The 21,850-nt window shown below is 70.8% G+C and carries 19 protein-coding genes and 3 tRNA genes; 4 read left to right on the top strand and 18 right to left on the bottom strand.

Annotated features, from left to right (window positions below):
• Positions 1-7: 7 nt before the first annotated feature.
• From AC5020_RS02050 to leuC, 6 genes are all read right to left on the bottom strand, one after another.
• A complete protein-coding gene (locus tag AC5020_RS02050) occupies positions 8-1,018 on the bottom strand; it encodes an NAD(P)H-dependent glycerol-3-phosphate dehydrogenase (protein ID WP_464987030.1) in 1,011 nt (336 codons plus the stop codon).
• A gap of 58 nt (positions 1,019-1,076) precedes the next feature.
• Positions 1,077-1,901, bottom strand: a complete 825-nt coding sequence (locus AC5020_RS02045) for a lysophospholipid acyltransferase family protein (protein ID WP_464987029.1) — start codon at positions 1,899-1,901, stop codon at positions 1,077-1,079.
• Positions 1,901-2,524, bottom strand: a complete 624-nt coding sequence (locus AC5020_RS02040; RefSeq protein ID WP_464987028.1) for a DUF2867 domain-containing protein — start codon at positions 2,522-2,524, stop codon at positions 1,901-1,903. The genes AC5020_RS02045 and AC5020_RS02040 overlap by 1 nt, the downstream gene beginning before the upstream one ends.
• 79 nt (positions 2,525-2,603) lie before the next feature.
• Complete coding sequence (murA, locus tag AC5020_RS02035) at positions 2,604-3,965, bottom strand: UDP-N-acetylglucosamine 1-carboxyvinyltransferase (RefSeq protein WP_464987027.1); 1,362 nt, start codon at positions 3,963-3,965, stop codon at positions 2,604-2,606.
• Positions 3,966-4,203: 238 nt separating this feature from the next.
• On the bottom strand, positions 4,204-4,818 hold the full coding sequence (gene leuD / locus AC5020_RS02030) for a 3-isopropylmalate dehydratase small subunit (RefSeq protein ID WP_377016436.1): 615 nt from the start codon (positions 4,816-4,818) through the stop codon (positions 4,204-4,206).
• An 11-nt stretch (positions 4,819-4,829) separates the two neighbouring features.
• A complete protein-coding gene (leuC, locus tag AC5020_RS02025; RefSeq protein ID WP_377794111.1) occupies positions 4,830-6,269 on the bottom strand; it encodes a 3-isopropylmalate dehydratase large subunit in 1,440 nt (479 codons plus the stop codon).
• Positions 6,270-6,413: 144 nt separating this feature from the next.
• On the opposite strand from leuC, the gene AC5020_RS02020 reads away from it, so the two are divergent.
• Positions 6,414-7,148, top strand: a complete 735-nt coding sequence (locus AC5020_RS02020) for an IclR family transcriptional regulator (RefSeq protein ID WP_464987026.1) — start codon at positions 6,414-6,416, stop codon at positions 7,146-7,148.
• 116 nt (positions 7,149-7,264) lie between these two features.
• On the opposite strand, the gene AC5020_RS02015 is transcribed toward AC5020_RS02020, so the two are convergent.
• The 6 genes from AC5020_RS02015 to AC5020_RS01990 form a co-directional block, all read right to left on the bottom strand.
• Positions 7,265-8,083: a universal stress protein gene (locus AC5020_RS02015; RefSeq protein WP_464987025.1), complete on the bottom strand. Its 819-nt coding sequence runs from the start codon at positions 8,081-8,083 to the stop codon at positions 7,265-7,267.
• 116 nt (positions 8,084-8,199) lie between these two features.
• A tRNA-Glu gene (locus AC5020_RS02010) sits at positions 8,200-8,272 on the bottom strand.
• Positions 8,273-8,324: 52 nt separating this feature from the next.
• Positions 8,325-8,397 (bottom strand) — tRNA-Glu (locus AC5020_RS02005).
• Between the two features lie 33 nt (positions 8,398-8,430).
• Positions 8,431-8,502: transfer RNA gene (locus AC5020_RS02000), tRNA-Gln, on the bottom strand.
• Positions 8,503-8,701: 199 nt separating this feature from the next.
• Entirely contained in the window at positions 8,702-10,225 is a 1,524-nt protein-coding gene (gene gltX, locus AC5020_RS01995) for a glutamate--tRNA ligase (RefSeq protein WP_464987024.1), read from the bottom strand.
• A 67-nt stretch (positions 10,226-10,292) separates the two neighbouring features.
• Complete coding sequence (locus tag AC5020_RS01990) at positions 10,293-11,069, bottom strand: fumarylacetoacetate hydrolase family protein (protein ID WP_464987023.1); 777 nt, start codon at positions 11,067-11,069, stop codon at positions 10,293-10,295.
• A 120-nt stretch (positions 11,070-11,189) separates the two neighbouring features.
• Between AC5020_RS01990 and AC5020_RS01985 the strand changes: the two genes are divergently transcribed.
• The 3 genes from AC5020_RS01985 to AC5020_RS01975 are packed head-to-tail and all read left to right on the top strand — an operon-like array spanning position 11,190 to position 15,370.
• Positions 11,190-12,182 carry a 3-methyladenine DNA glycosylase gene (locus AC5020_RS01985; RefSeq protein ID WP_464987022.1) on the top strand — a complete coding sequence of 331 codons (993 nt, stop codon included), beginning with the start codon at positions 11,190-11,192 and terminating at the stop codon, positions 12,180-12,182.
• 44 nt (positions 12,183-12,226) lie between these two features.
• Complete coding sequence (locus tag AC5020_RS01980) at positions 12,227-12,763, top strand: PH domain-containing protein (protein ID WP_464987021.1); 537 nt, start codon at positions 12,227-12,229, stop codon at positions 12,761-12,763.
• 48 nt (positions 12,764-12,811) lie between these two features.
• A complete protein-coding gene (locus tag AC5020_RS01975) occupies positions 12,812-15,370 on the top strand; it encodes a DEAD/DEAH box helicase (protein WP_377016418.1) in 2,559 nt (852 codons plus the stop codon).
• 105 nt (positions 15,371-15,475) lie between these two features.
• On the opposite strand, the gene AC5020_RS01970 is transcribed toward AC5020_RS01975, so the two are convergent.
• From AC5020_RS01970 to AC5020_RS01945, 6 genes are all read right to left on the bottom strand, one after another.
• Positions 15,476-16,543, bottom strand: coding sequence for a trypsin-like serine peptidase (locus tag AC5020_RS01970; RefSeq protein ID WP_377016416.1), 1,068 nt, complete (start codon positions 16,541-16,543; stop codon positions 15,476-15,478).
• 120 nt (positions 16,544-16,663) lie between these two features.
• Positions 16,664-16,900 (bottom strand): hypothetical protein, encoded by a 237-nt coding sequence (locus AC5020_RS01965; protein WP_464987020.1) that lies wholly within the window; start codon positions 16,898-16,900, stop codon positions 16,664-16,666.
• 18 nt (positions 16,901-16,918) lie between these two features.
• Positions 16,919-17,464 (bottom strand): glycine cleavage system transcriptional repressor, encoded by a 546-nt coding sequence (locus AC5020_RS01960; RefSeq protein ID WP_377016412.1) that lies wholly within the window; start codon positions 17,462-17,464, stop codon positions 16,919-16,921.
• Between the two features lie 63 nt (positions 17,465-17,527).
• Entirely contained in the window at positions 17,528-18,820 is a 1,293-nt protein-coding gene (locus AC5020_RS01955) for an MFS transporter (RefSeq protein WP_377016410.1), read from the bottom strand.
• A gap of 293 nt (positions 18,821-19,113) precedes the next feature.
• A complete protein-coding gene (cimA, locus tag AC5020_RS01950) occupies positions 19,114-20,739 on the bottom strand; it encodes a citramalate synthase (RefSeq protein WP_377016408.1) in 1,626 nt (541 codons plus the stop codon).
• Between the two features lie 5 nt (positions 20,740-20,744).
• Positions 20,745-21,836: a branched-chain amino acid aminotransferase gene (locus tag AC5020_RS01945; RefSeq protein ID WP_464987019.1), complete on the bottom strand. Its 1,092-nt coding sequence runs from the start codon at positions 21,834-21,836 to the stop codon at positions 20,745-20,747.
• Between the last annotated feature and the right edge of the window lie 14 nt (positions 21,837-21,850).

Here is a 21,850-nt window from a genome sequence, read left to right as displayed (position 1 = left end):
AGGGTAGTCATTCCGGCCGGACGGATCGCGACAGCAGGGCCGTGGTGACCTGGTCTATCCGGGCTCCGTGATCGACGACATCCACGACCGCCGCAGCGATCGGCATATCCACGTCCAGGCGCGTCGCGAGGTCCGCCACAGCGCGGGCGGTGGCGACGCCCTCGGCAGTCTGACCCACCTCGGCGACGGCCGCGTGCACGTCGAGTCCGCGACCGAGAGCCAGTCCGAGGCGATGATTGCGGCTGAGCGGCGAGGAGCAGGTGGCCACGAGGTCTCCCATGCCGGCCAGTCCCGCGAAGGTCTCCCGGCGCCCGCCGAGCGCCACGCCGAGGCGGGTGATCTCCGCGAGCCCGCGGGTGATCAGGCTCGCGGTCGTGTTGTGCTTGTGCCCCAGTCCCGCCGCGGCCCCGACCGCGATCGCCACCACGTTCTTGACAGCGCCCGCGATCTCCACCCCGGTCACGTCGGTCGAGGTGTAGGCGCGCAGGTAGGGCGCCTCGCACCAGCCCGCCAGAACCCCCGCGAGCTCCTCGGACGGGGCGGCCACGACGCTCGCGCAGGGACGGCGCTCGGCGATCTCCCCCGACAGGTTCGGGCCCGACAGCACGCCGACCCGCTCCGGGTCGACACCTCCGGCGCCGACGAGGATCTCGCTGATGCGGGCGTCGGTCCCGCGCTCGATACCCTTGGTCAGGGACAGAACCGGCACGGGAGGCAGGCCGGCGGACAGCCCGGCCTCCTCGCGCCACGCCGCGAGCGTCGCCCGCATCGACTGTGCGGGCACAGCCACCACGATCCCGTCGGCGCCCTCGAGCGCGGCGGCGACCGATGAGGTGGCGGAGAGGGCCTCCGGGAGCTCCCGGTCACCGAGGTAGGTGCTGTTGCGGTGCTCCTCGCGGATCTCGCGGGCGACTTCCTCGCGGCGCGCCCAGAGCGTCACCTCGGCGCCGCCGTCGGCGAGGACCTGCGCGAACGTGGTGCCCCAGCTCCCGGCACCGAGGACTGCCAGACGGGTCACGGCTGCCTCACCGCCTCCACGGTGACCTGGCCGCCGGCGCGGACGGCCTCGATCGCCCTCATGACTGCCTCACGGCCCGGTAGCCGCGCTGGGGCCTGCCCGCTTCGGGACGATGGGCGTCCAGACGCCCATCGTGCACGACGGGCGGCGGGTCCTCGTCCCGGATCTCGGCGAGCAGTGCGGTGATCCTGGCCATGAGGTCCTCGGTGATCCGTACCGCGGCCGCGTGGGTGGTCTCCCCCTCGGCCCGGGAGACCGTGTACGGCTCGCCGACGCGCATGACGACCCGGCGGCCCGGGCTCGGATGCGGGATCGGGGAGCCGACGGGCCACAGGGCACGAGCTCCCCAGCTCGCGATCGGCAGCAACGGTGCCCCGGTCCGCAGGGCGAGCCGGGCCGGTCCGAGGCGGGCTCGCATCGGCCACAGCTGCGGATCTCGGGTGTAGGTGCCCTCGGGGAAGACCATCAGCAGCTCCCCGCGCCCCAGCGCCTCACGGGCGGCCGAGAGCGCATCGCTGCTGCGGGAGGTGCCGCGGCTGACGGGGATCTGCCGCGCCCCTCGCAGCAGCGCGCCGAGCACAGGGACTCGGAACATCGCGTCCTTGGCCATGAACCGTGGAGCGATCCCGTTCGCCTGCAGCAGGTGGCCGTAGCCGAACGGGTCGAAGGGGCTGAGATGGTTCCCGCACGCGATCACGGCGCCGTCGGCCGGGAGGTTCTCCACTCCGATCCAGACCGGCCTGGACAGCAGCGTCGCCAGGGGACGCACCGCGATCTGGGCGATGCCGATCACGATGCCGGCCCGCCGCGACGCAGCCCGAGCGGACCCGACGTCCCAGCTGCGCGACCAGGCGACGCGGCGAGGCAGCGCATTCACCGCCATCAGGGCTTAGAGGACGGCGCGCGGCCCAGTGCCTTGCGCGTGGCCTGCCCGGTGATGCTGCGCATCCGTGAGCCGCCGGACAGACTGCGGCGGCGCAGGGTGGTCGGTGCCCGGCGAGCGAGCGTGTTGACCGCGGCGGCGTGCATCAGCCGGCGCGGGGCGAAGGCGAGCCGGCCGCGCACGGAGCGGTACTTCACGGCCGTGGTGACCTGCAGCAGCTCGCCGCCCGGCAGCAGAGCCACGCCGATGCGCACCCGCAGCTTCTCGTCGTCGTCCTTGATCAGGGCTTCCGAGCCCACGACCTCGTCGGCCACGAACTCCTTCTCCGGTGGCGGGACCATGTCCAGCAACCGGATCGCCTCGTCCCGCAGCGCCCGCATCCCGCGTGAGGACAGCGGGGTGTTCTCGTGCGAGAAGATCGCCTCGGCCCACACCCTCGGATCGGGCTCGTCGATCCCGCCGGTGGGAACGATGACCACATCGCAGTAGTCCGGGATCGGGATGTCGCGCAGCGCCAGCGAGCTGCCCGCCGTCATGGCGTGTCCGCTCCGGGGATCGCTGCCGCTGCGGGGGTCACCGCCCTCGCCGGGATCGGCGTGGGCACGGACGTCATCACTCGTCATCAGCTGTGCTCCCTCGGATCGTGGTCGGTGGTGTGCGCGGAGCCGGGACGGCGCGGGATGCAGAGGCGAGCGGGCGGGGTCAGCGCGCCGCGGCCCCCTGGGCGGCGAGATCGTGCTCCTGGCGCCCGTTCTCCCAGAAGTCGGCACCCAGCGCGGTGAGCTTCTCCCGGAAGGACTCGTAGCCACGGTCGATGAGGTCGATCCCGCGGATGGTGGAGACTCCCTCGGCCCCGAGAGCGGCGATCAGGTAGGAGAAGCCGCCGCGCAGGTCGGGGACGGTGATGTCACTGCCCTGCAGCGTCTTGGGCCCGGAGATCACCGCGGAGTGGTTGTAGTTGCTGCGGCCGAAGCGGCAGCTGGAGCCGCCCAGGCATTCGCGGTAGACCTGGATGTGGGCGCCCATGTCGTTCAGGGCGCACGTGAATCCGAGCCGGTTCTCGTACACCGTCTCGTGGACGATGGAGATCCCGTCGGCCTGGGTCAGCGCCACGACCAGAGGCTGCTGCCAGTCGGTCATCAGGCCGGGGTGGACGTCGGTCTCGACCGCGATGGCCCGCAGCGGGGTGCCGGGGTGGTAGAAGCGGATGCCGGCCTCGGTGATGTCCATGCCGCCGCCGACCTTGCGGAACGTGTTCAGGAAGGTGGCCATGGGCTTCTGCTGGGCCCCGCGCACGAACACGGACCCCTTGGTGACCAGAGCGGCGCAGGCCCACGAGGCGGCCTCGATGCGGTCCGGCAGGGCGACGTGCTCGTACCCGCCCAGCTCGTCGACGCCCTCGATGGTGATGGTGCGGTCGGTCTGCAGGGAGATGATCGCGCCCATCTTCTGCAGCACCGAGATCAGGTCCTCGATCTCGGGTTCGACAGCGGCGTTGGTCAGCTCGGTGACGCCCTTGGCGCGCACGGCGGTCAGCAGCACCTGTTCGGTGGTTCCCACGCTGGGGTACTCCAGGTGGATCTTGGTCCCCTGCAGCCCGTTCGGCGCCGTGATGTAGATGCCGAACTCGCGCTTGTCCACGACGGCGCCGAACTGGCGCAGCACGTCGAGGTGGTAGTTGATGGGGCGGTCCCCGATGCGGCAGCCGCCGAGGTCGGGGATGATCGACTCGCCCAGGCGGTGCAGCAGCGGGCCGCAGAACAGGATCGGGATGCGCGAGCTGCCGGCGTGGGCGTCGATGTCGGCCACGTGCGCCTTCTCGACGTTCGACGGGTCCAGGTGGATGGTTCCCGAGTCGATGTCGCGCTCGATCTTGACGCCGTGGATCGACAGCAGTCGCGAGACGATCTGGACATCCCGGATGTCCGGGACCGAGCGCAGAATGCTCGGTCCGTTGCCCAGCAGAGCGGCCACCATCGCCTTGGAGACCAGGTTCTTCGCTCCGCGGACGGTGATCTCACCATCGAGGGGGCGTCCTCCACGTACGTGGAATGTCGAGCTCATAGCGTCCTAGCTGTTCGGGACAGGCGTCGGGGACGCCCGGTGTCTGACCGGCACACCATACCGGAGCACACTGCGCCGACGCCGCGACGCTCGTCTCACCCCGGAAGCCGCTCACGAGTCCTTATCATCGCGCGAGACCACCATCGTGCGCGGTGGCTCCCCGTGGATGGCGCCCGTGGAACCTCCTGGTCAGGCGATCCGGGTGCGCTCCGGGGCGGGGACGGACCACCCGGTCCGCTCAGGCGCTCTCGGCGGTGCGCGCGGGCAGCGTCTTGGGCAGCCAGGCGGGGCGCTTCGCCTCGAAGGCCGTGATCTCGGCCTCGTGACGCAGCGTCAGGCCCACGTCGTCCAGCCCCTCCATCAGGCGCCAGCGGGTGTAGTCGTCGACGTCGAACCGGAAGGTGGCGTCGGCCGCATGGACCTGGCGGGCTTCGAGGTCGATGGTGACCTCGGTGCCGGGGGTCTCCTCGAGAAGCTTCCACAGCTGCTCGATGTCGTCCTGGGCGAGGGTGCCGGCGACCAGCCCCTGCTTGCCGGCGTTGCCGCGGAAGATGTCCGCGAACCGGTTCGAGAGCACGGCCTTGAAGCCGTAGTCGCGCAGCGCCCACACGGCGTGCTCGCGGGAGGAGCCGGTGCCGAAGTCGGGTCCGGCGACGAGGACGGAGCCGTGCTGATACGCGGGCCGGTTCAGCACGAAATCGGGGTCGTTCGTGCGCCAGGCGTGGAACAGCCCGTCGTCGAAGCCCGTCTTGGTGACGCGCTTGAGGTAGACGGCGGGGATGATCTGGTCGGTGTCGACGTTGCTGCGGCGCAGCGGCACGCCGATGCCGGTGTGGGTGGTGAAGGCTTCCATGTCAGTGCTCCTCAGGCGACGGGCTGGAGATCGGAGGGCGCCACCGGCGCGCCGAGGTCCGACGGGGAGGACAGGGTTCCGCGCACGGCCGTGGCGGCGGCCACGACCGGCGAGACCAGGTGGGTGCGGCCGCCCTTGCCCTGGCGGCCCTCGAAGTTGCGGTTCGAGGTGGAGGCGGCGCGCTCCCCGGGCTGCAGCTGGTCGGGGTTCATGCCCAGGCACATGGAGCAGCCGGCCTGACGCCACTCGGCGCCGAAGTCGAGCACGACCTGATCCAGGCCCTCCTGCTCCGCCTGCAGCCGGACCCGCGCCGAGCCGGGAACCACCAGGACGCGCACGTCGGGATGCTTGGTGCGGCCCCGCAGCACCTCGGCGAAGGCGCGCAGGTCCTCGATGCGACCGTTGGTGCACGAGCCCATGAAGACGGTGTCGACCGGGATCTCCTTCAGCGGGGTGCCGGGGACGAGGTCCATGTACTCCAGCGCCCGTTCGGCAGCGACCTTGGCGGTGTCGTCGGTGAAATCATCCGGAGCAGGCACGGACGCCGACAGCGGCAGGCCCTGACCGGGGTTGGTTCCCCAGGTGACGAAGGGCTCGAGCTCATCGGCCTCGATGACCACCTCGGCGTCGAAGCTGGCGTCGTCGTCGCTGCGCAGCGTCTTCCAGTACTCGACGGCCTCGTCCCAGTCCGCTCCGGTGGGTGCGTGGGGGCGGCCCTTGACGTACTCGAAGGTGGTCTCGTCCGGCGCGATCATGCCGGCCCGGGCACCGGCCTCGATGGACATGTTGCAGATCGTCATCCGGCCCTCCATGGAGAGCTGGCGGATGGCCTCACCGCGGTACTCGAGCACATAGCCGGCACCGCCGCCGGTCCCGATCTTCGCGATCACCGCGAGGATGATGTCCTTCGCGGTGACGCCGGGCTTCAGATCGCCGTTGATCGTGATCGCCATGGTCTTGAAGGGATTCAGCGGCAGGGTCTGGGTGGCGAGGACGTGCTCCACCTCGCTGGTGCCGATGCCGAAGGCGAGGGCGCCGAAGGCCCCGTGGGTGGAGGTGTGGGAGTCACCGCAGACGACCGTGATGCCCGGCATCGTCAGGCCCAGCTGGGGGCCGACGACGTGGACGATCCCCTGGTCCGCGTCCCCGAGGGAGTGGATGCGGATCCCGAACTCCTCGGCGTTGCGGCGCAGCGTGTCGATCTGCGTGCGCGAGGTGATGTCCGCGATCGGCTTGTCGATGTCGATCGTCGGGGTGTTGTGGTCCTCGGTAGCCAGGGTCTGGTCGATCCGGCGCGGGGTCCGGCCCTCCTGGCGCAGGCCGTCGAATGCCTGTGGGCTGGTCACCTCGTGCAGAAGCTGGAGGTCGATGTAGAGCAGGTCCGGTTCGCCGTTCTCTCCGAGCCGGACCACGTGATCCGACCAGACCTTCTCCGCGAGGGTCCCCGCCATGTCGATCCTTCCCTGCGTCCGGGATGCGGGCGCGTGTTCTTCCATGCCGATGCGCGCTCAGGGGTGTTGAGCACTGCTCCATCGTCGGCCGGTCCATCATCCGACGCACTTGCGTCTCACAAATTAAGACGGCAGTATCGGAGCATGGACAAGATCTCGGAGGAGAACGGCAGCGGCGTCGGCGTGCTCGACAAGGCGGCCATCGTGCTGGGTGCGCTCGAGGCGGGCCCGGCCACCCTGGCTCAGCTCGTCCAGTCCACCGGACTGGCACGGCCCACGGCCCACCGCCTGGCAGTGGCGCTCGAGTATCACCATCTGGTCACGCGCGACATGCAGGGCCGGTTCATCCTGGGCCCGCGCCTGGGCGAGCTGGCCGCCGCCGCGGGCGAGGACCGGCTGCTGGCGGCGGCCGGCCCGGTGCTGGCCACCCTGCGCGACCACACCAGCGAGTCCGCTCAGCTCTACCGCCGCCAGGGCGACCATCGCATCTGCGTCGCCGCTGCCGAGCGTCCCATCGGGCTGCGCGACTCCGTCCCGCTGGGCTCGGCGCTGACGATGAAGGCGGGCTCCGCCGCCCAGATCCTCCTGGCCTGGGAGGAGCCCGACCGGCTCCACCGCGGCCTGCTCGGTGCGCGCTTCACCGCCACCCAGCTCTCCGCCGTGCGTCGTCGCGGCTGGGCGCAGTCCATCGGGGAACGCGAACCGGGCGTGGGCTCGGTCTCCGCGCCGGTCCGCGGCCCGAACGGTCGCGTGGTCGCGGCGCTGAGCATCTCCGGACCGATCGAGCGGATCACCCGCCAGCCGGGACGGCTGCACGCCGCCTCGGTGATGAGCTCGGCGAACCACCTCACCGAACTGCTGCGTCGCGCGGGCGCCTGAGCGTCGCGCGGGCGCCTGAGCATCGCGCGGGCGCCTGAGCACGGTCGGTCCGCTCGGGCACCCGGGCGGAGTGGCGCCGGTCCGGACTCCGAGCGTCCGGCGCCCACCGGGCGGGCTCACTCTCGTTCGATCCACACCGGGGTGTTGGCGAAGCGCAGCACGGTGACCAGCTGACGGGGCGCGGAGACGGGTTTGTCCGGCCCCTTGGCCCGCTCCCCCGCGACCACGATCATGCTCGCGCCCTCGCTGGCGTGGACCAGCTCCTTGGCGCTGTCCGAGGCGGCGATGCTCACGTCGCGCACGAAGACGTGAGGATGGGAGATGGCGATGCGCTCGCTGGTGCGTGCCAGGATCTCCTGCGCTTGCTCGGGACTGGTCTCGGCGCGCACGATGAGGTGGATGTCCCGCCCATAGGCCATCGCCAGATCAGCGGCGCGGATGAGGGCCTCGCCCGCGCTGTCGTGATGGACCAGCCCGATCGGGCCGTCGCTGTCGATCTGGCCGCGCACGACCACCACGGGGCAGTGCGACCGAGCGGCCAGAGCCAGGCTCTTCGATCCCACGATCAGCGTCAGCACGCGCCCCATGCCCCGGCCGCCGACGACGACGAGATCGGACTCGCCGCTCGCCTCGACCAGGACCGGCACGGCGCTGCCGTCCACGATCTCGGAGGTGATCGGAAGGTCGGGGTGCCCTTCGCGGGCGACGGCCACGGCGTCCTTGAGCAGGCTGTGGGCCGCATTGCGGATTCCGGACCCGGTCATGCCCGGGATCGGATCGGTGTTGACGTCCAGCTCGGTCCACACGAACGCGTGCAGCAGGTGGAGCGTGCCGCCGACATGGTCGGCGTGTCGCGCGGCCCAGCGAACGGCACGATCGGATTCGTCGGCGTCGTAGACCCCGACCGTGATACGTGGCTTCGTGGCGTGCTTCATGTCACAACGATACTCGCTGCGAGGGCCGAAGCCCAGAGCGGGGGTGCCGGGCCCGAGGCAGGGCCGGCGCGCGAACGACGAAGGAGCCGATGCCTGCTGGCATCGACTCCTGTCCGTACCCCGTACCGGATTTGAACCGGTGTTACCGCCGTGAGAGGGCGACGTCCTAGGCCGCTAGACGAACGGGGCCTGCCCGGGATCCGAGGAACCCGGAACCGCGTGATCCGTGGATCTCGCGTCGTACCCCGTACCGGATTTGAACCGGTGTTACCGCCGTGAGAGGGCGACGTCCTAGGCCGCTAGACGAACGGGGCGCGGACTGCACGACTTCATGAAGCCGTGTAGCGCTGGGGTACCAGGACTCGAACCTAGAACGACGGTACCAGAAACCGCTGTGTTGCCAATTACACCATACCCCATGGTGAGAACACGTTTTTGCGCTCTTCCCGGCGAAGATCCCCGGTGGATTCCGAGGGCTTTCCGGGCCGAGCCGCCGTGGCGTGCCGGAGTAAAACTCTAGCGGGTCGGCGCGGACAAGACAAAGCCAGAAGGCCTCTTCAGGCTGTGAGGCTGAGCACCCGCTCCCCGGCGCGCGTTCTCAGGCGCGGCCGTGCGCCCTCATTGGCCCTCGGCGAGCCGATCGCGCAGCGCCCGCAGACGGACCAGGGTCGAGGGCTTGCCGAGCAGCTCCATCGACTCGAACAGCGGCGGCGAGATGCGCCGGCCGGAGAGGGCGCTGCGCAGGGGCCCGAACGCCAGTCGCGGCTTGATGCCCATCTCCTCGACGATGGCCTCGCGCAGGGCGGCCTCCAGCAGCGCGGCGGTGAAGGAGTCCCCGGGCACCGCCTCCACCTCGGTGATGGCCCGCTCGAGCACGCCGACGGGATCCTCGCCCAGCTTCTTCAGCGCGTCGTCCTCGATCACGAGGTCCTCGTCGGCCACGAACAGGAAGCGCAGCAGGTCGGGGGCCTCGCTGAGCAGGTTCATACGGGTCTGGACCAGCGGCGTGGCCGCGACCAGCAGGGCGCGCTGCTCGGCCGTGATGATCTCCCCCAGCACACCGGCGGCCTGGAGGTAGGGGATCATCCGCTCGGTCAGCTCCGCCTCGGGCAGCAGGCGGATGTGGTCGGCGTTGATGGCGGTGGCCTTCTTGAGGTCCACGCGCGCGGGATTGGGATTGACGTTCTCGACCGTGAAGCGCTCGATGAGCTGCTCGCGGCCGAAGATGTCCTCGTCGGCGCTGTAGCCCCATCCGAGCAGGGCGAGGTAGTTGACCATGCCCTCGGGCAGGAAGCCCTGGTCGCGGTAGAGGAACAGGTTCGACTGCGGGTCACGCTTGGAGAGCTTCTTGTTCCCCTCCCCCATCACGTAGGGCAGGTGGCCGAACTCGGGCACGCGCTCGGCGACGCCGATGTCCACCAGTGCGCGGTACAGCGCGATCTGGCGAGGCGTCGAGGAGAGGATGTCCTCGCCGCGCAGCACGTGGGTGATGCGCATCAGCGCGTCGTCGATCGGGTTGACCAGCGTGTACAGCGGCTTGCCGTTGGCGCGGACCACGACGAAGTCCGGCGTGGAGCCGGCCTTGAAGGTGATCTCTCCGCGGACCAGGTCGGTGAAGGACAGGTCCTCCTCGGGCATGCGCAGGCGCCAGGTGGGCTCGCGGCCCTCGGCGCGGTAGGCCGCCTTCTGCTCCTCGGTGAGGTCGCGGTCGTACCCGTCGTAGCCCAGCTGCGGATCCCGGCCGGCGGCGCGGTGGCGCTCGACGATCTCCTCGGCGGTCGAGTAGGACTCGTAGATGTGCCCGGCGTCCTTGAGCCTGGCGATCACATCCTGGTAGATCTCACCGCGCTCGGACTGGCGGTAGGGGCCGTGCGGCCCGCCCACCTCGACGCCCTCGTCCCAGTCGATCCCCAGCCAGCGCATCGCCTCCAGCAGCTGCTGGTAGGACTCCTCGCTGTCACGGGCGGCGTCGGTGTCCTCGATCCGGAAGATCAGCTTGCCGCCGTGATGACGGGCGTGCGCCCAGTTGAACAGCGCGGTGCGCACCAGTCCCACATGCGGCGTACCGGTCGGGCTGGGACAGAAGCGCACCCTGACCTCGTCGGTGGTCGAGGCGGGGGTCTGGTCCGGGGACGTGGTCACGCGAGATGCTCCTGGGGTCGGGCGATGAGGATCGGTGGGCCGGCGGGGCCGCGGCGGGCGGCTCGGGTCAGCGGCGGACGACGGGGTTGCTCAGCGTGCCGATGCCCTCGATCGTGATGTCGATGCTCGAGCCGGCCTCCACGGTGCGCACCCCGGCCGGGGTGCCCGTGAGGATCACATCGCCGGGCAGGAGCGTGACCACGGTGGAGATCTCGGCGATCAGGTCGGCGACGGAGCGGACCATGTCGGCGGTGGTGCCGTCCTGAGCCCTCTCCCCGTCCACGCTGGAGCCGATGGCGAGCGCCGACGGATCGAGATCGGTCTCGACCCAGGGGCCGATCGGGCAGGAGGTGTCGAAGGCCTTGGCACGGAACCACTGCTGCTCCGCGCGCTGGGTGTCGCGCGCGGTGAGATCGTTGGCGCAGGTGTAGCCGAGGATCGAATCGGCCACGTCCGCGGGGGCGACGTTCCTGGTCATGCGCTTGATGACCACGGCGAGCTCGGCCTCCAGGCTGAGCTCCTGGCTGTACTCGGGGATCGTCACGGGATCCCCGGGGCCGACGACGGCCGTGTTGGGCTTGAGGAAGAACAGGGCCTGCTCGGGGACCTCCTCGCCGAACTCCGCGGCGTGCGCGGCATAGTTGCGGCCGACGCACACCACCTTGGAGCGCGGGATGACCGGCGCGAGCAGCCGGACGTCCTCGAGCGGCACGATGGTGCCGGTGGGTCGGATCTCGGTGTACAGGGGGTCACCGGTGATCCCGTAGACCATGTCCTGGCCGTCCTTCTCCTGGACGATGCCGTACATGGGATCTTCGCCGGTGGTGAATCGGGCGATACGCATGGGCGCCAGTCTAGGCCGTCACCGCACCGACGGACCGCCGCTCCTCGGCGTCGAGGCTCGTACCGGCCCGGGCTCGTACGATGGGCCGGCCCGAGGAACCCGCCGTGGAAGGAGCACGAGGTGACCGCGCCCACCGTCCCCGCCCCGACCCGGCTTCTGAGCACCGAGGACGCCGCTGCCGCGCGCCGCGCCCACGAAGTGCGCGCCGATGCGCTCACCGCAGGCCACCGCGAGCGCAGACGGCGGGGCGAGAAGCACCCCGTCGAGGACTTCCTGTTCACCTATTACCCCTTCTCCCCCGCCCGGCTGCGCCGGTGGCATCCGGGGTGGGAGGTCGCCTACGACGCCGCCGCCGATCGCGACGAGCACGGGAACACCCTGATCCCCGACGTCGACGACGCGGGACATCGCTCCTGGTACGTCGACGTCGACGCCGACGGTCGAGCAGGTGACGGGCCGGGCGACGTTCCCGCGGGAACGTCGTGGCGTCGTGCCGACGTGGCCCGCTACCTCTGCGAGCGCGCCGACGCCCTCGCCTTCATGACCAGACTGCTGTCCTCGTCGTCACTGGCCGCCCGGCGCCCGCAGTTCGGCTGCTTCGGCCTGCACGAATGGGCGATGGTCCACCGGCTGCGGCCGGGTCAGCAGCGTCACGAGGACCTGCCTCTGCGGCTGACCCAGGACGCGACCGACGCGGTCGTCGAACGCGAGAACCTGGTGTGCTCCCACATCGATGCCTTCCGGTTCTTCACCCCGTCGGCCGCCCCGCGCAATGAGCTCGAGCCCACCCGTGCCACTCAGAGCGACCACGACAACCCGGCGTGCCTGCACGTGGGGATGGACCTGTACAAGTGGGCCATGAAGCTCACCCCGCTGGTGCCCTCGGACGTGGTGCTGGACTGCTTCGAGCACGCCCGGGAGACGAGGGTGCTGGACATGGAGGCGAGCCCCTACGACGTGCGGCCGCTGGGCTACGGCGTGGTGCCGATCGAGACCTCGCAGGGCAAGGCCGAGTACGTGCGGCGGCAGCGGGCCCTCGCCGAGCGCGCGGATGAGCTGCGGGGTCGGATTCTTGCCGGGCTCGAGGGACTCGACAGCCTCAGGACGCTGTGAGAACGCCCATGCCCCGCTCCACAGCATCAACAGGGAGTGGCCCCGTGGACAGCGGGAACACACTGTATGTTGCGCAGCTGGCGCCGGCCTGGCGAATCATGCAGTGGGTGGGATTCGCCGTGCTGACCGTGTTGGCCGCCGGCGCCGCGGCGGCCGTCGCGGTCCTCTCGGTGCTCGCCTTCGAGGGTGGCCAGCGCCCCGTTGCCATCGCTGTGGCGGCAGCAGTGCTCGTTCCCTGGTCTGCACTGATCGTCTATGTGTTCCGCGTGGCGCGGCTGGCCATGATCGTGACCACCGAGGGAATCACCGTCCGCGAGCTGCTGCGCACCCGCCGGGTCCCCTGGGAGCAGGTGCACCTCATCGACGAGGCGCCGCACTGGTATCACCGCCGCTTGACCTGCACCGTCCTCACCGACGGCACCCGCATCGCCCCGCTGGTCACGAACTACCTCAGCCTCAGGCTGCGCGGCGAGCCGTGGGACCGGGCCGCTCGCGACCGGCACGTCCCCATGGTGCCCACACGGCAGGCCGTCGCGGCGCATCGACGCTGGCTGCGGGGCGAGTTCGCGTCGTCGCCCTGAGCAGTCTCCGCGGCAGTGGCGGCCGGCACCGCCTGGCAGACTGGACCCATGCCGATCCTGACGCCGTTCCTGCCCGAGAGCTCCTCCTCCGCCGGTCAGGACGGCATCGTCGACGGGTTCGTCGCGGCCCAGGAATCCGTCGGCCGGGTCCTGTACCCGCATCAGGAGGAGGCGCTGCTGGCGGTCGCCGCGGGTGACCATGTCATCGCGGCCACGCCCACCGGCTCCGGCAAGACCACGATCGCCTACGCCGCGATCTTCGCCGCCATGGCCCGCGGGCAGCGCTCCTACTACACCGCCCCCATCAAGGCGCTGGTCAGCGAGAAGTTCTTCGACCTCGTCGCACAGTTCGGCGCCGAGAACGTCGGGATGATGACCGGGGACTCCGCCGTGAATCACGACGCCCCGATCATCGTGTGCACCGCGGAGATCTTCGCCAACCACGCCCTGCGCGACGGCCCCGGCAGCGACGTCGGCCTCGCGGTGATGGACGAGTTCCACTTCTACGGCGATCCGCAGCGCGGCTGGGCCTGGCAGGTGCCGCTGATCGAGCTCCCCGACTGCCAGTTCGTGCTGATGAGCGCCACCCTCGGCGACGTGTCGAGCTTCGAGGATGACCTCGAAGAGCGCACCGGCCGCGACGTGACCACCATCGACGACGCGCCGCGCCCGGTGCCGCTGGACTTCCGCTGGTCCCTGGAGCCGCTGCCGGACACGATCGCGACGATCCTCCAGGACCGGGACGCCCCGGTCTACATCGTCCACTTCACCCAGAAGGACGCCCTCGAGCAGGCGCAGGCGCTGCTGAACCAGAAGATCCTCGCGGCCGACGAGAAGGAGCGGATCCGCGAGATCATCGGCGACTTCCGGTTCTCCAGGGGCTTCGGCCAGTCGCTGTCGAAGCTGGTGCGCGAGGGCATCGGCGTCCATCACGCCGGCATGCTCCCCAAGTACCGCCGGCTCGTGGAGAAGCTGGCCCAGTCCGGGCTGCTCAAGGTCATCTGCGGCACCGACACCCTGGGCGTGGGCATCAACGTCCCGATCCGCACCGTGCTGCTGACAGGACTGGCGAAGTTCGACGGCAAGCGGATGCGTCTGCTCAACGCCCGCGAGTTCCACCAGATCGCCGGGCGCGCAGGCCGCGCCGGATACGACACCGTCGGGCACGTCGTGGTGCAGGCGCCGCAGTGGACGATCGATTTCGAGCGCGAGCGAGCCAAGCAGCGGGCTCGGGAGGAGGCCGGCAACGCGCCCAACAACGCGAAGAAGCGCAAGAAGGAGCCCAAGCCCCGGATCCCCGAGGGCGCCGTCTCCTGGTCCGAGCAGAACATGACCAAACTGGTCGAGAACGGGCCCGAGCCGCTGCGCCCGCACCTGCGCATCACCCCGGGCATGGTCCTGGCCCTGATCTCCCGGCCCGGTGACGCGATCGCCGCCGGTCGTCACCTGATCATGACCAGCCACCAGACCCGGATCCAGAAACTGAAGCTGGTGCGCGAGGCCGTCGAGATCTTCCGCAACCTCAAGGAGGCGGAGATCATCGAGGTGCTCGACGAACCGGACCACCTGGGCCGGCGCATCGTCCTGGTCGAGGACCTGCAGCTGGACTTCACGATGAACCAGCCGCTGGCACCGTTCGCGATCGCCATGATCGACTCCCTCGACGAGGAGTCCGAGACCCTCACCCTGGACACCGTCTCGATCATCGAGGCGATCCTCGAGGATCCTCGCCAGATCCTGATGGCCCAGCAGAACGCCGCCAAGGGCGAGCTGCTCGCCGAGCTCAAGGCCGAGGGCGTCGAGTACACCGAGCGCATGGCGAGGCTGGACGAGGTCACGTGGCCCAAGCCGCTGGAGGAGGACCTCGAATCCGCCCTGGAGATCTACGCGAAGACCCGGCCATGGGTGCGCGTCGAGGATCTCTCCCCCAAGTCGATCGTGCGCGAGATGTACGAAACCGGGCAGACCTTCAGCGAGTTCGTCCAGCGCTACGGCCTGCAGCGCTCTGAGGGCATCGTGCTGCGCTACCTCTCGGACGCCTACCAGGCGATGCGCCGCACCCTCCCGCAAGACCTGCGCACCGAGGAGCTCGAGGACCTCATCGAGTGGCTCGGGGTGCTGGTGCGCGGCATCGACTCCTCGCTGCTGGACGAATGGGAGGCCCTGTCCCATCCGGAGGACGCCGACCCCGACGGCGCGACCGAGATCCGCCCCACCACGCCGCGCGGACTCTCCGCCCAGACCAAGGTGCTGCGCACCATGGTGCGCGCCGCGATGTGGCAGCGCGTCGAGCACTTCGCCTTCGAGCGCGAGCAGCGGCTCGGTGAGCTGGACGGCGCCTCGGGCTGGGATCGCCCGCGGTGGGCGGAGGCCATGGACGAGTACTACGACACCTACGACCACGTCGGCATCGACGGGCCGGCCCGCTCCCCACAGCTGCTGCAGATCACCGAGGAGTCAAAGGTGTGGCGGATCCGCCAGGTGCTCGACGATCCCGACCACAACCACGACTGGGGCATCGAGGCCGAGCTCGACCTGGAGGCGACCGACGAGGCCGGGGAGCCGGTCCTGGAGATCACTCACGTCGGCGACATCGCCGACCGCTGACGGTTCAGGAAACAGGCTGCAGCCTGCACACGACAGCACGCAGCGGAAGGGGCCGATGCCCGTGCGGGCACCGGCCCCGTGCCGGGGGTTCCAGCGGTCAGGCCCTCAGGAGGCCCCGGCCTCCGCATAGACCTCCTGGGCCGCGTCCCCGAAGTAGGGCCCGTACATCACGCCCGGCTGGGCGCTGTAGCCGAAGCTGTTGACCGACGTCTGGTATCCGTCCGGTCCGTCCCCGGAGAACCAGGGCCCGCCGGAGGATCCGCCGGTCATGTCACACTCGATGCCCTGGTCGTCGGTGCCGCCCAGGGTGTCGTCCATGCCGTACCCCTGGCAGGATTCCAGCGTCTGGCCATCGAACGGTGCGGCCGCCGGGTATCCGTACGAGGTGTACAGGCCGCCGCGCTCCTGGTTGAAGGCGATGCCGGAGGCGCCGACGGTCTCGGACAGGGTGGCGTCCCCGCTCTCGGGCTCGACCACGGCGAAGGCGACGTCGTAGTTGATGTCCTCCGAGCTGACCCACTGATCGGTGGAGAACAGTTCCGCACCGCTCCACAGGCCGTACGGGGTCTCGCCCTCGTGGTAGCCGGGCGCGAAGACCCAGTTGGTGGCCCAGCTGCCTGCCTCGTGGACGCAGTGCCCGGCGGTGGCGACGGTCGCCTGGTTCCCGGAGGCCACGGCGTTGCCGGAGCAGACGTAGTCGACGCCGCCCTGGGTGAAGAACACCTTGCCGATGTGGTCCGTGTTCGAGGCGACCGCGGCCGGGGCCGCATCACCGGGCGCGGCCTGGGGCTGGGCGGCCTCGCTCGCCTCCTGGGGCGAGGTGCCCGTCTGCGGCTGGGTCCCTCCGGCGACCGAGGGCACCTCCACCGGGGCCGCGGTCTCGACCACCTCCGTCGCCGTCGCGGCAAGGTCCTCCACCAGTTCTCCGGCGGGGGTCGCGGCTTCCATGCGCTCGGCGCTCCAGTACTCCTGGGCGCTGTCCTGCGCGCTCTCGCTCAGCGTGGTGGTCTCGGGCTCGTCGCCGGATGGCTCGGCCGTGGCGAGGCCGGCGCCGCCGAGGGTCAGGGCCGCGGCGAGGACCACCACCCTGGCCGCTCGGAGACGTCGTCCCCGCTGAGGAGGGAACGGCTCGGCAGATGTGCTGGTCCAGTGCTGCGTGGGGTCGACAGTCACAGGAGGGGTCCTTTCGCAGGGGATCGGGAGCGGCGTGAGGGCGCCGCCCCGACACGCTACGTCGTGTGACCCATCGCACCAACCATGTCCGCAGCGTGACACGCGGACAGATGACGATGCTCAGCGCTCCGGCTCCCCCGCTGCGTCGCCCGCATCGCCGCCCTGAGAGGTCTGGTCGTCACGATCCTCGTCCTGGTCCGTCAGCGGCAGCTCCCGGTCGAGCGGGAAGGGGCGCGCATCTCGCCGGCGCTGCGGCGTCCAGTACTCCGCAGCGTGCTCGCCCTCCATGCCCCTCTCGGCGTCCCCTGCTCGTGACAGGGATCGACGCCGAGGATCCTCGGATCGCCGGGCGGTCATGGTGCGCTCCCGGACGTATCAGCCGGCCGCGTCGAGGTCGAGATCGACCATCAGCTCCGCGGCGATCTGCTCGAGCGCCTCGCGGATGTGCGACTCGTCGGTGCCGGCGGCCAGACGCACCTCGGCCTCGGCCTCGAAGAGCAGTCCCCCGCCCTGCGGTGCCTCCCGGGTCCAGCTGCGCAGCCCGTCGATCGTGGCCCCTTGGGAGTGGAGGGCCGTGGTGACCTCACGGACCATGCCGGTGCGATCCTGCCCCAGCAGATGCAGGCGCAGCACGTCCCCGGTCGCAGCTCCGCTCGCCCCCGGGACGGCGGCGGTCGCCTCCACCTCCAGGCCGACCTCGGCGGCCAGTGCCGGCAGCTGGGCGAGGAAGGCCTCGACGCTGCGGTCGGGGAGCTCGACCTGCACGATGCCGGCGAACTTCCCGGCGAGCAGGGCCAGCTGGCTGTCGACCCAGTTCCCTCCGTGCTCATCGACGGCGGCCGCGAGAGCGGCCACCAGACCGGGGCGGTCATCGCCGATGGCGGTGAGCACATAGGTCGTCGTCTGCGTCGGCGTCGTCATACGCCCACACTAGCGCCCTGCCCGCGGACGCACCGCACCGTGCACCAGGGGTGGACGCCCCGGTCAGGCGCGTGCCGGCGCCGGTTCCGGCTCGGAGCGCCCGCCGGCCCGGGCGATGGACCACGTGACCGCGAGCGCCCCCAGCGTGGCCACCGCCAGCAGCAGGATGGCCGGTGAGTAGGTTCCCGTCCGCGCCAGCACCGCCGCCATCACCAGGGGCGGGAAGAAGCCTCCCAGGCCGCCGGCCGCACCGACCACGCCGGTCACCGAGCCGACCACGGAGGGTTCGGTCACCTGGGCGACGAGGGCGAACACGGCTCCGGTGCCCAGCCCGAGACCGGCCGCGACGACGAGGAAGGCGAACGAGCCCACCGGCATCAGCGGCGGATGCGCTGCCACCACGAGCGCCCCGAGGAGCACGGCGAGATAGGACAGCAGGAGCGTTCGGCCCGCGCCGATCCGGTCCGACAGCACCCCGCCGAGGGGCCGCAGGAGCACAGCGGCCACGACGAAGCCGGCCATGCCGTAGGCGGCGACCGCACTGGAGAGCCCGTACCAGGTGCTCAGCAGGGTCGGGAGGAAGACCGTGAAGGCGACATAGCCGCCGAAGGACAGCGCGTAGAGGTAGCAGGCCTGCCAGGTGATCCGCAGACGGAGCACCGAGGCCGTCTGCGTGATGATGTTGCGACGGGACGGGGACCAGGTGGGCGAGGTGGGCATGAACCGCCAGGCCAGCAGCGAGTAGGCCATCAGCACCACGGCAGTGACCACGAACGGTGCCTTGTCCCCGCTCGCGCTGAGCAGAGGCACGGTGGTGAAGGCGCTGAGGGAGGTGCCTCCCATGCTGGCGCCGAAGAGGCCCGTGGCCAGGCCTCGCTTGCCCGCCGGGAACCAGGAGTTCACGTACGGGATGCCGATCGCGAACGCGGTGCCGGCGATGCCCAGGAAGAACCCGCCCACCAGGAGGGCGGGATAGGTGTACTGGCCGATGAAGCCGATGAAGAGCACGGGGACCACGGTGGCCAGCGTGATGGCCGGGAACATGACCCGCCCGCCGAAGCGGTCGGTGAGGGCGCCGACGGGGATCCTGCCCAGGGACCCGACCAGCACCGGGATGGCCACCAGCAGCGAGGCCTCCGGGGCGAGCCCGCGCTCGACGTAGATCGGGCCGAGCGGGCTCAGCAGCGTCCAGGCCCAGCAGGCGAGGGCGAAGCCCAAGGTCGCCAGCACCAGCGCCCGGGTCGCGCCGGGTGGGACCGTGCTCCCGGGGTTCCGGGCCGATCGCGGGTCGTTGCCGGAGTCGGACGGGGATGCGGGGCCGGGATGGGGACGGGCGACGAGAGGTTCTGCGGACATGGGACGCTCCGCTCCGAGGAGTGCGCCGGCACGATCGGGACCTGCAGGGGCCCGCGCGCAGCACGATGCGATGTGGTCCCGGTCAGCATGCACGCGGAGGCCCCGGGGGCCCGTGGTGAGCCGCCGTCGGCAAGACCTCGGGTAACGATCCGGTCACGCGCCCGCGCGGGGCGGGTCCTGCGCCGGCGCGGACGCTATGCACGGCGGCCCGACGACTCCGCAGACACGCAGGTCCGCAGGTCCGCAGGTCCGCAGGTCCGCAGGTCCGCAGGTCCGCAGGTCCGCAGCGAGAGTTACACGCCCGAGGTGTGCAGTCCCGACTTGTGCAGCCCGTACGTGTACGCGTCCACGATCGCCTCCCAGGAGGCCTCGATGATGTTCGCGCCGACGCCGACGGTCTGGAACTCCAGTCCTGCCCCGGCGGTGCTCACCAGCACGCGGGTGGTGGCGTCCGTGCCGTGGTGGGCATCGAGGATGCGCACCTTGAAGTCCTGCAGCTCGAGCCGCTCGATCAGCGGGAACCGCGAGCGCAGGGCCTGTCGCAGTGCGGTGTCCAGGGCATTGACGGGCCCGTTGCCCTCGGCGATCTCGACGACGCGGGTGCCGCGGCCGTCGTCCCCGAGCTTCACGGTCGCCTCGGATTCCAGGGAGCCGTCGCGCGCCTGGTACGAGGTCGCCCGCCAGGACTCCACCTCGAAGAAGCGCGGCACCCGGCCCATCTCGTCCAGGAGCAGCAGCTCGAAGGACGCGTCAGCGGCCTCGTAGGAGTAGCCGGTCGCCTCGCGCTGTTTGACCGTGGTGGCCAGACGGGTCAGGAGATCGGGCTCGTCGGTCAGATCGAAGCCGAGCTCGCGGCCCTTGAGCTCGATCGATGCGCGCCCGGCCATGTCGGAGATGATCATGCGCATGTCGTTGCCGACGGCACGCGGATCGGTGTGCTGATAGAGGTCGGGGTCCACGCGGATCGCACTGGCGTGGAGCCCGGCCTTGTGCGCGAAAGCGCTGGCCCCGACGTACGGCGCCCGGGTGGTCACCGGCATGTTCACGATCTCGCCGATGGCGTGGGCGACCCGGGTGGTCTCGGCCAGCGTCTCCTCGGGCACCAGCTCCAGGCCCATCTTCAGCTGCAGGTCCGCGAGCATGGTGACGAGGTCCGCGTTGCCGGTGCGCTCGCCGTAGCCGTTGACACAGCCCTGGATGTGGTCGATGCCGGCACGCACCGCGGTGAGGGCGTTGGCGACCGCGCAGCCGGAGTCGTTGTGGGTGTGGATCCCCAGGCGCGCCTGCGGCGAGCCCGCCGCCCCCAGACGCGAGCGCAGATCCGCGATGATCTCGGCGACCTGGTGCGGGAGCATTCCGCCGTTGGTGTCGCACAGGACGACCACCCCGGCGCCCGCCTCGACGGCGGCGAGGACCACCGAGGTGGTGTAGGCGGGATCGTCGACGAAGCCGTCGAAGAAGTGCTCGGCGTCGACGAAGACCTCGCGGCCGAGGCCCACCAGGTGCGCCACGGTCTCGCGCACCATCGCGAGGTTCTCCTCGCCGCTGGTCCGCAGCGCCCCGGTGACGTGGCGCAGGTCGGATTTCGCGACCAGGGTGATGGTGGGAGCGGCGGAGTCGACCAGCGCCCGGACCTGGGCGTCCTCGGCGACGTCCACGCCGGCCTTGCGGGTGGAGCCGAATGCGGCGAGCCGGGCGGTGTGCAGCTCCAGCTCGCCGGCGGCGCGGGCGAAGAACTCCGTGTCCCGGGGCACGGCCCCGGGCCACCCGCCCTCGATGTAGGTCACCCCGAGCTCGTCGAGGTGGCGGGCGACGGCGAGCTTGTCGGCGACCGACAGGCTCAGCCCCTCCTGCTGCGAGCCGTCACGCAGAGTGGTGTCGTAGAGATGGAAGCCGGGGATCGGTGCGACGGGGGTCATGGCACTCACACCAGCCTCGTCATCCAGCCGTGCCGGTCGGGGATCCGGCCGTACTGGATGTCGGTGATCTCCTGGCGCAGGGCCAGAGTCGTCTTCCCCGAGCCCCCGTCGCCGACGGTCCAGGACCCACCGAGCGCGCGGAACTCGCCGATCGGGTTGATGACCGCGGCGGTGCCGCAGGCGAACATCTCGGTGATCTCGCCGGAGCTGACCTGCTCGAGCACGTCGCTCATCGCCAGGCGCTGCTCGACGGGCTCGAGCCCGCGGTCAGCGGCCAGGGCCAGCACGGATTCGCGGGTGATGCCCTCGAGGATCGATCCGGTGATGCTCGGGGTGAGCAGACGGCCGTCGGCGGTGATCGCGAAGACGTTCATCCCGGAGAGCTCGTCGATGTTCGTGCGCGTCTCGGAATCCAGGAACAGCACCTCGTCGGCCCCGTGCTCGAGGGCCTCGGCCTTGCCCAGCAGGGAGGAGGCGTAGTTGCCGCCGCACTTGGCGGCGCCGGTGCCGCCGGCGCCCGCGCGGGAGTACTCGTCGCTGATCCACACCACCAGCGGCTGCACGCCCCGGGGGAAATAGGCGCCGGCCGGGGAGGCGATGACGTAGTACTCCACGCGGCGGGAGGCCCGGACCCCGAGGAACTCCTCGCTGGCGAACATGAAGGGGCGCAGGTACAGCGACTCCTCGGTGGTGGGTGCGGGCACCCAGGGCTCGTCGGCAGCGACGAGCGCCGTGAGGGAGGTGAGGAAGGCGTCGGTCGCCAGCTCCGGCAGGGCGAGCCGGCGGGCGGAGGCCTGCATCCGCTCGGCATTGCGCTCGGGGCGGAAGGTCCACACGGACCCGTCGGCGTGGCGGAACGCCTTCAGCCCCTCGAAGATCTCCTGGGCGTAGTGCAGCACGGCGGAGGCGGGCGAGAGCTGGATCGGGCCGTACGGGACCACCTCGCCCTCGTCCCAGCCGGCGTCGGCGGTCCACGTCGCATGGGCCATGAAGTCGGTGAAGTAGGTGCCGAAGCCCGGGGCGGCGAGGATGCGGGCGCGCTCGTCGTCGCCGATGCGACGGGCCTGTTCGGTGTGGGGGAAGGCGAGCGCGCTCACGGGAGTCTCCTCGG

It is taken from the genome of Brachybacterium sp. SYSU DS0246, assembly GCF_059391765.1.
The sequence above is the reverse complement of the archived record's forward strand: the minus strand, read 5'-3'. Positions and strand labels throughout refer to the sequence as shown.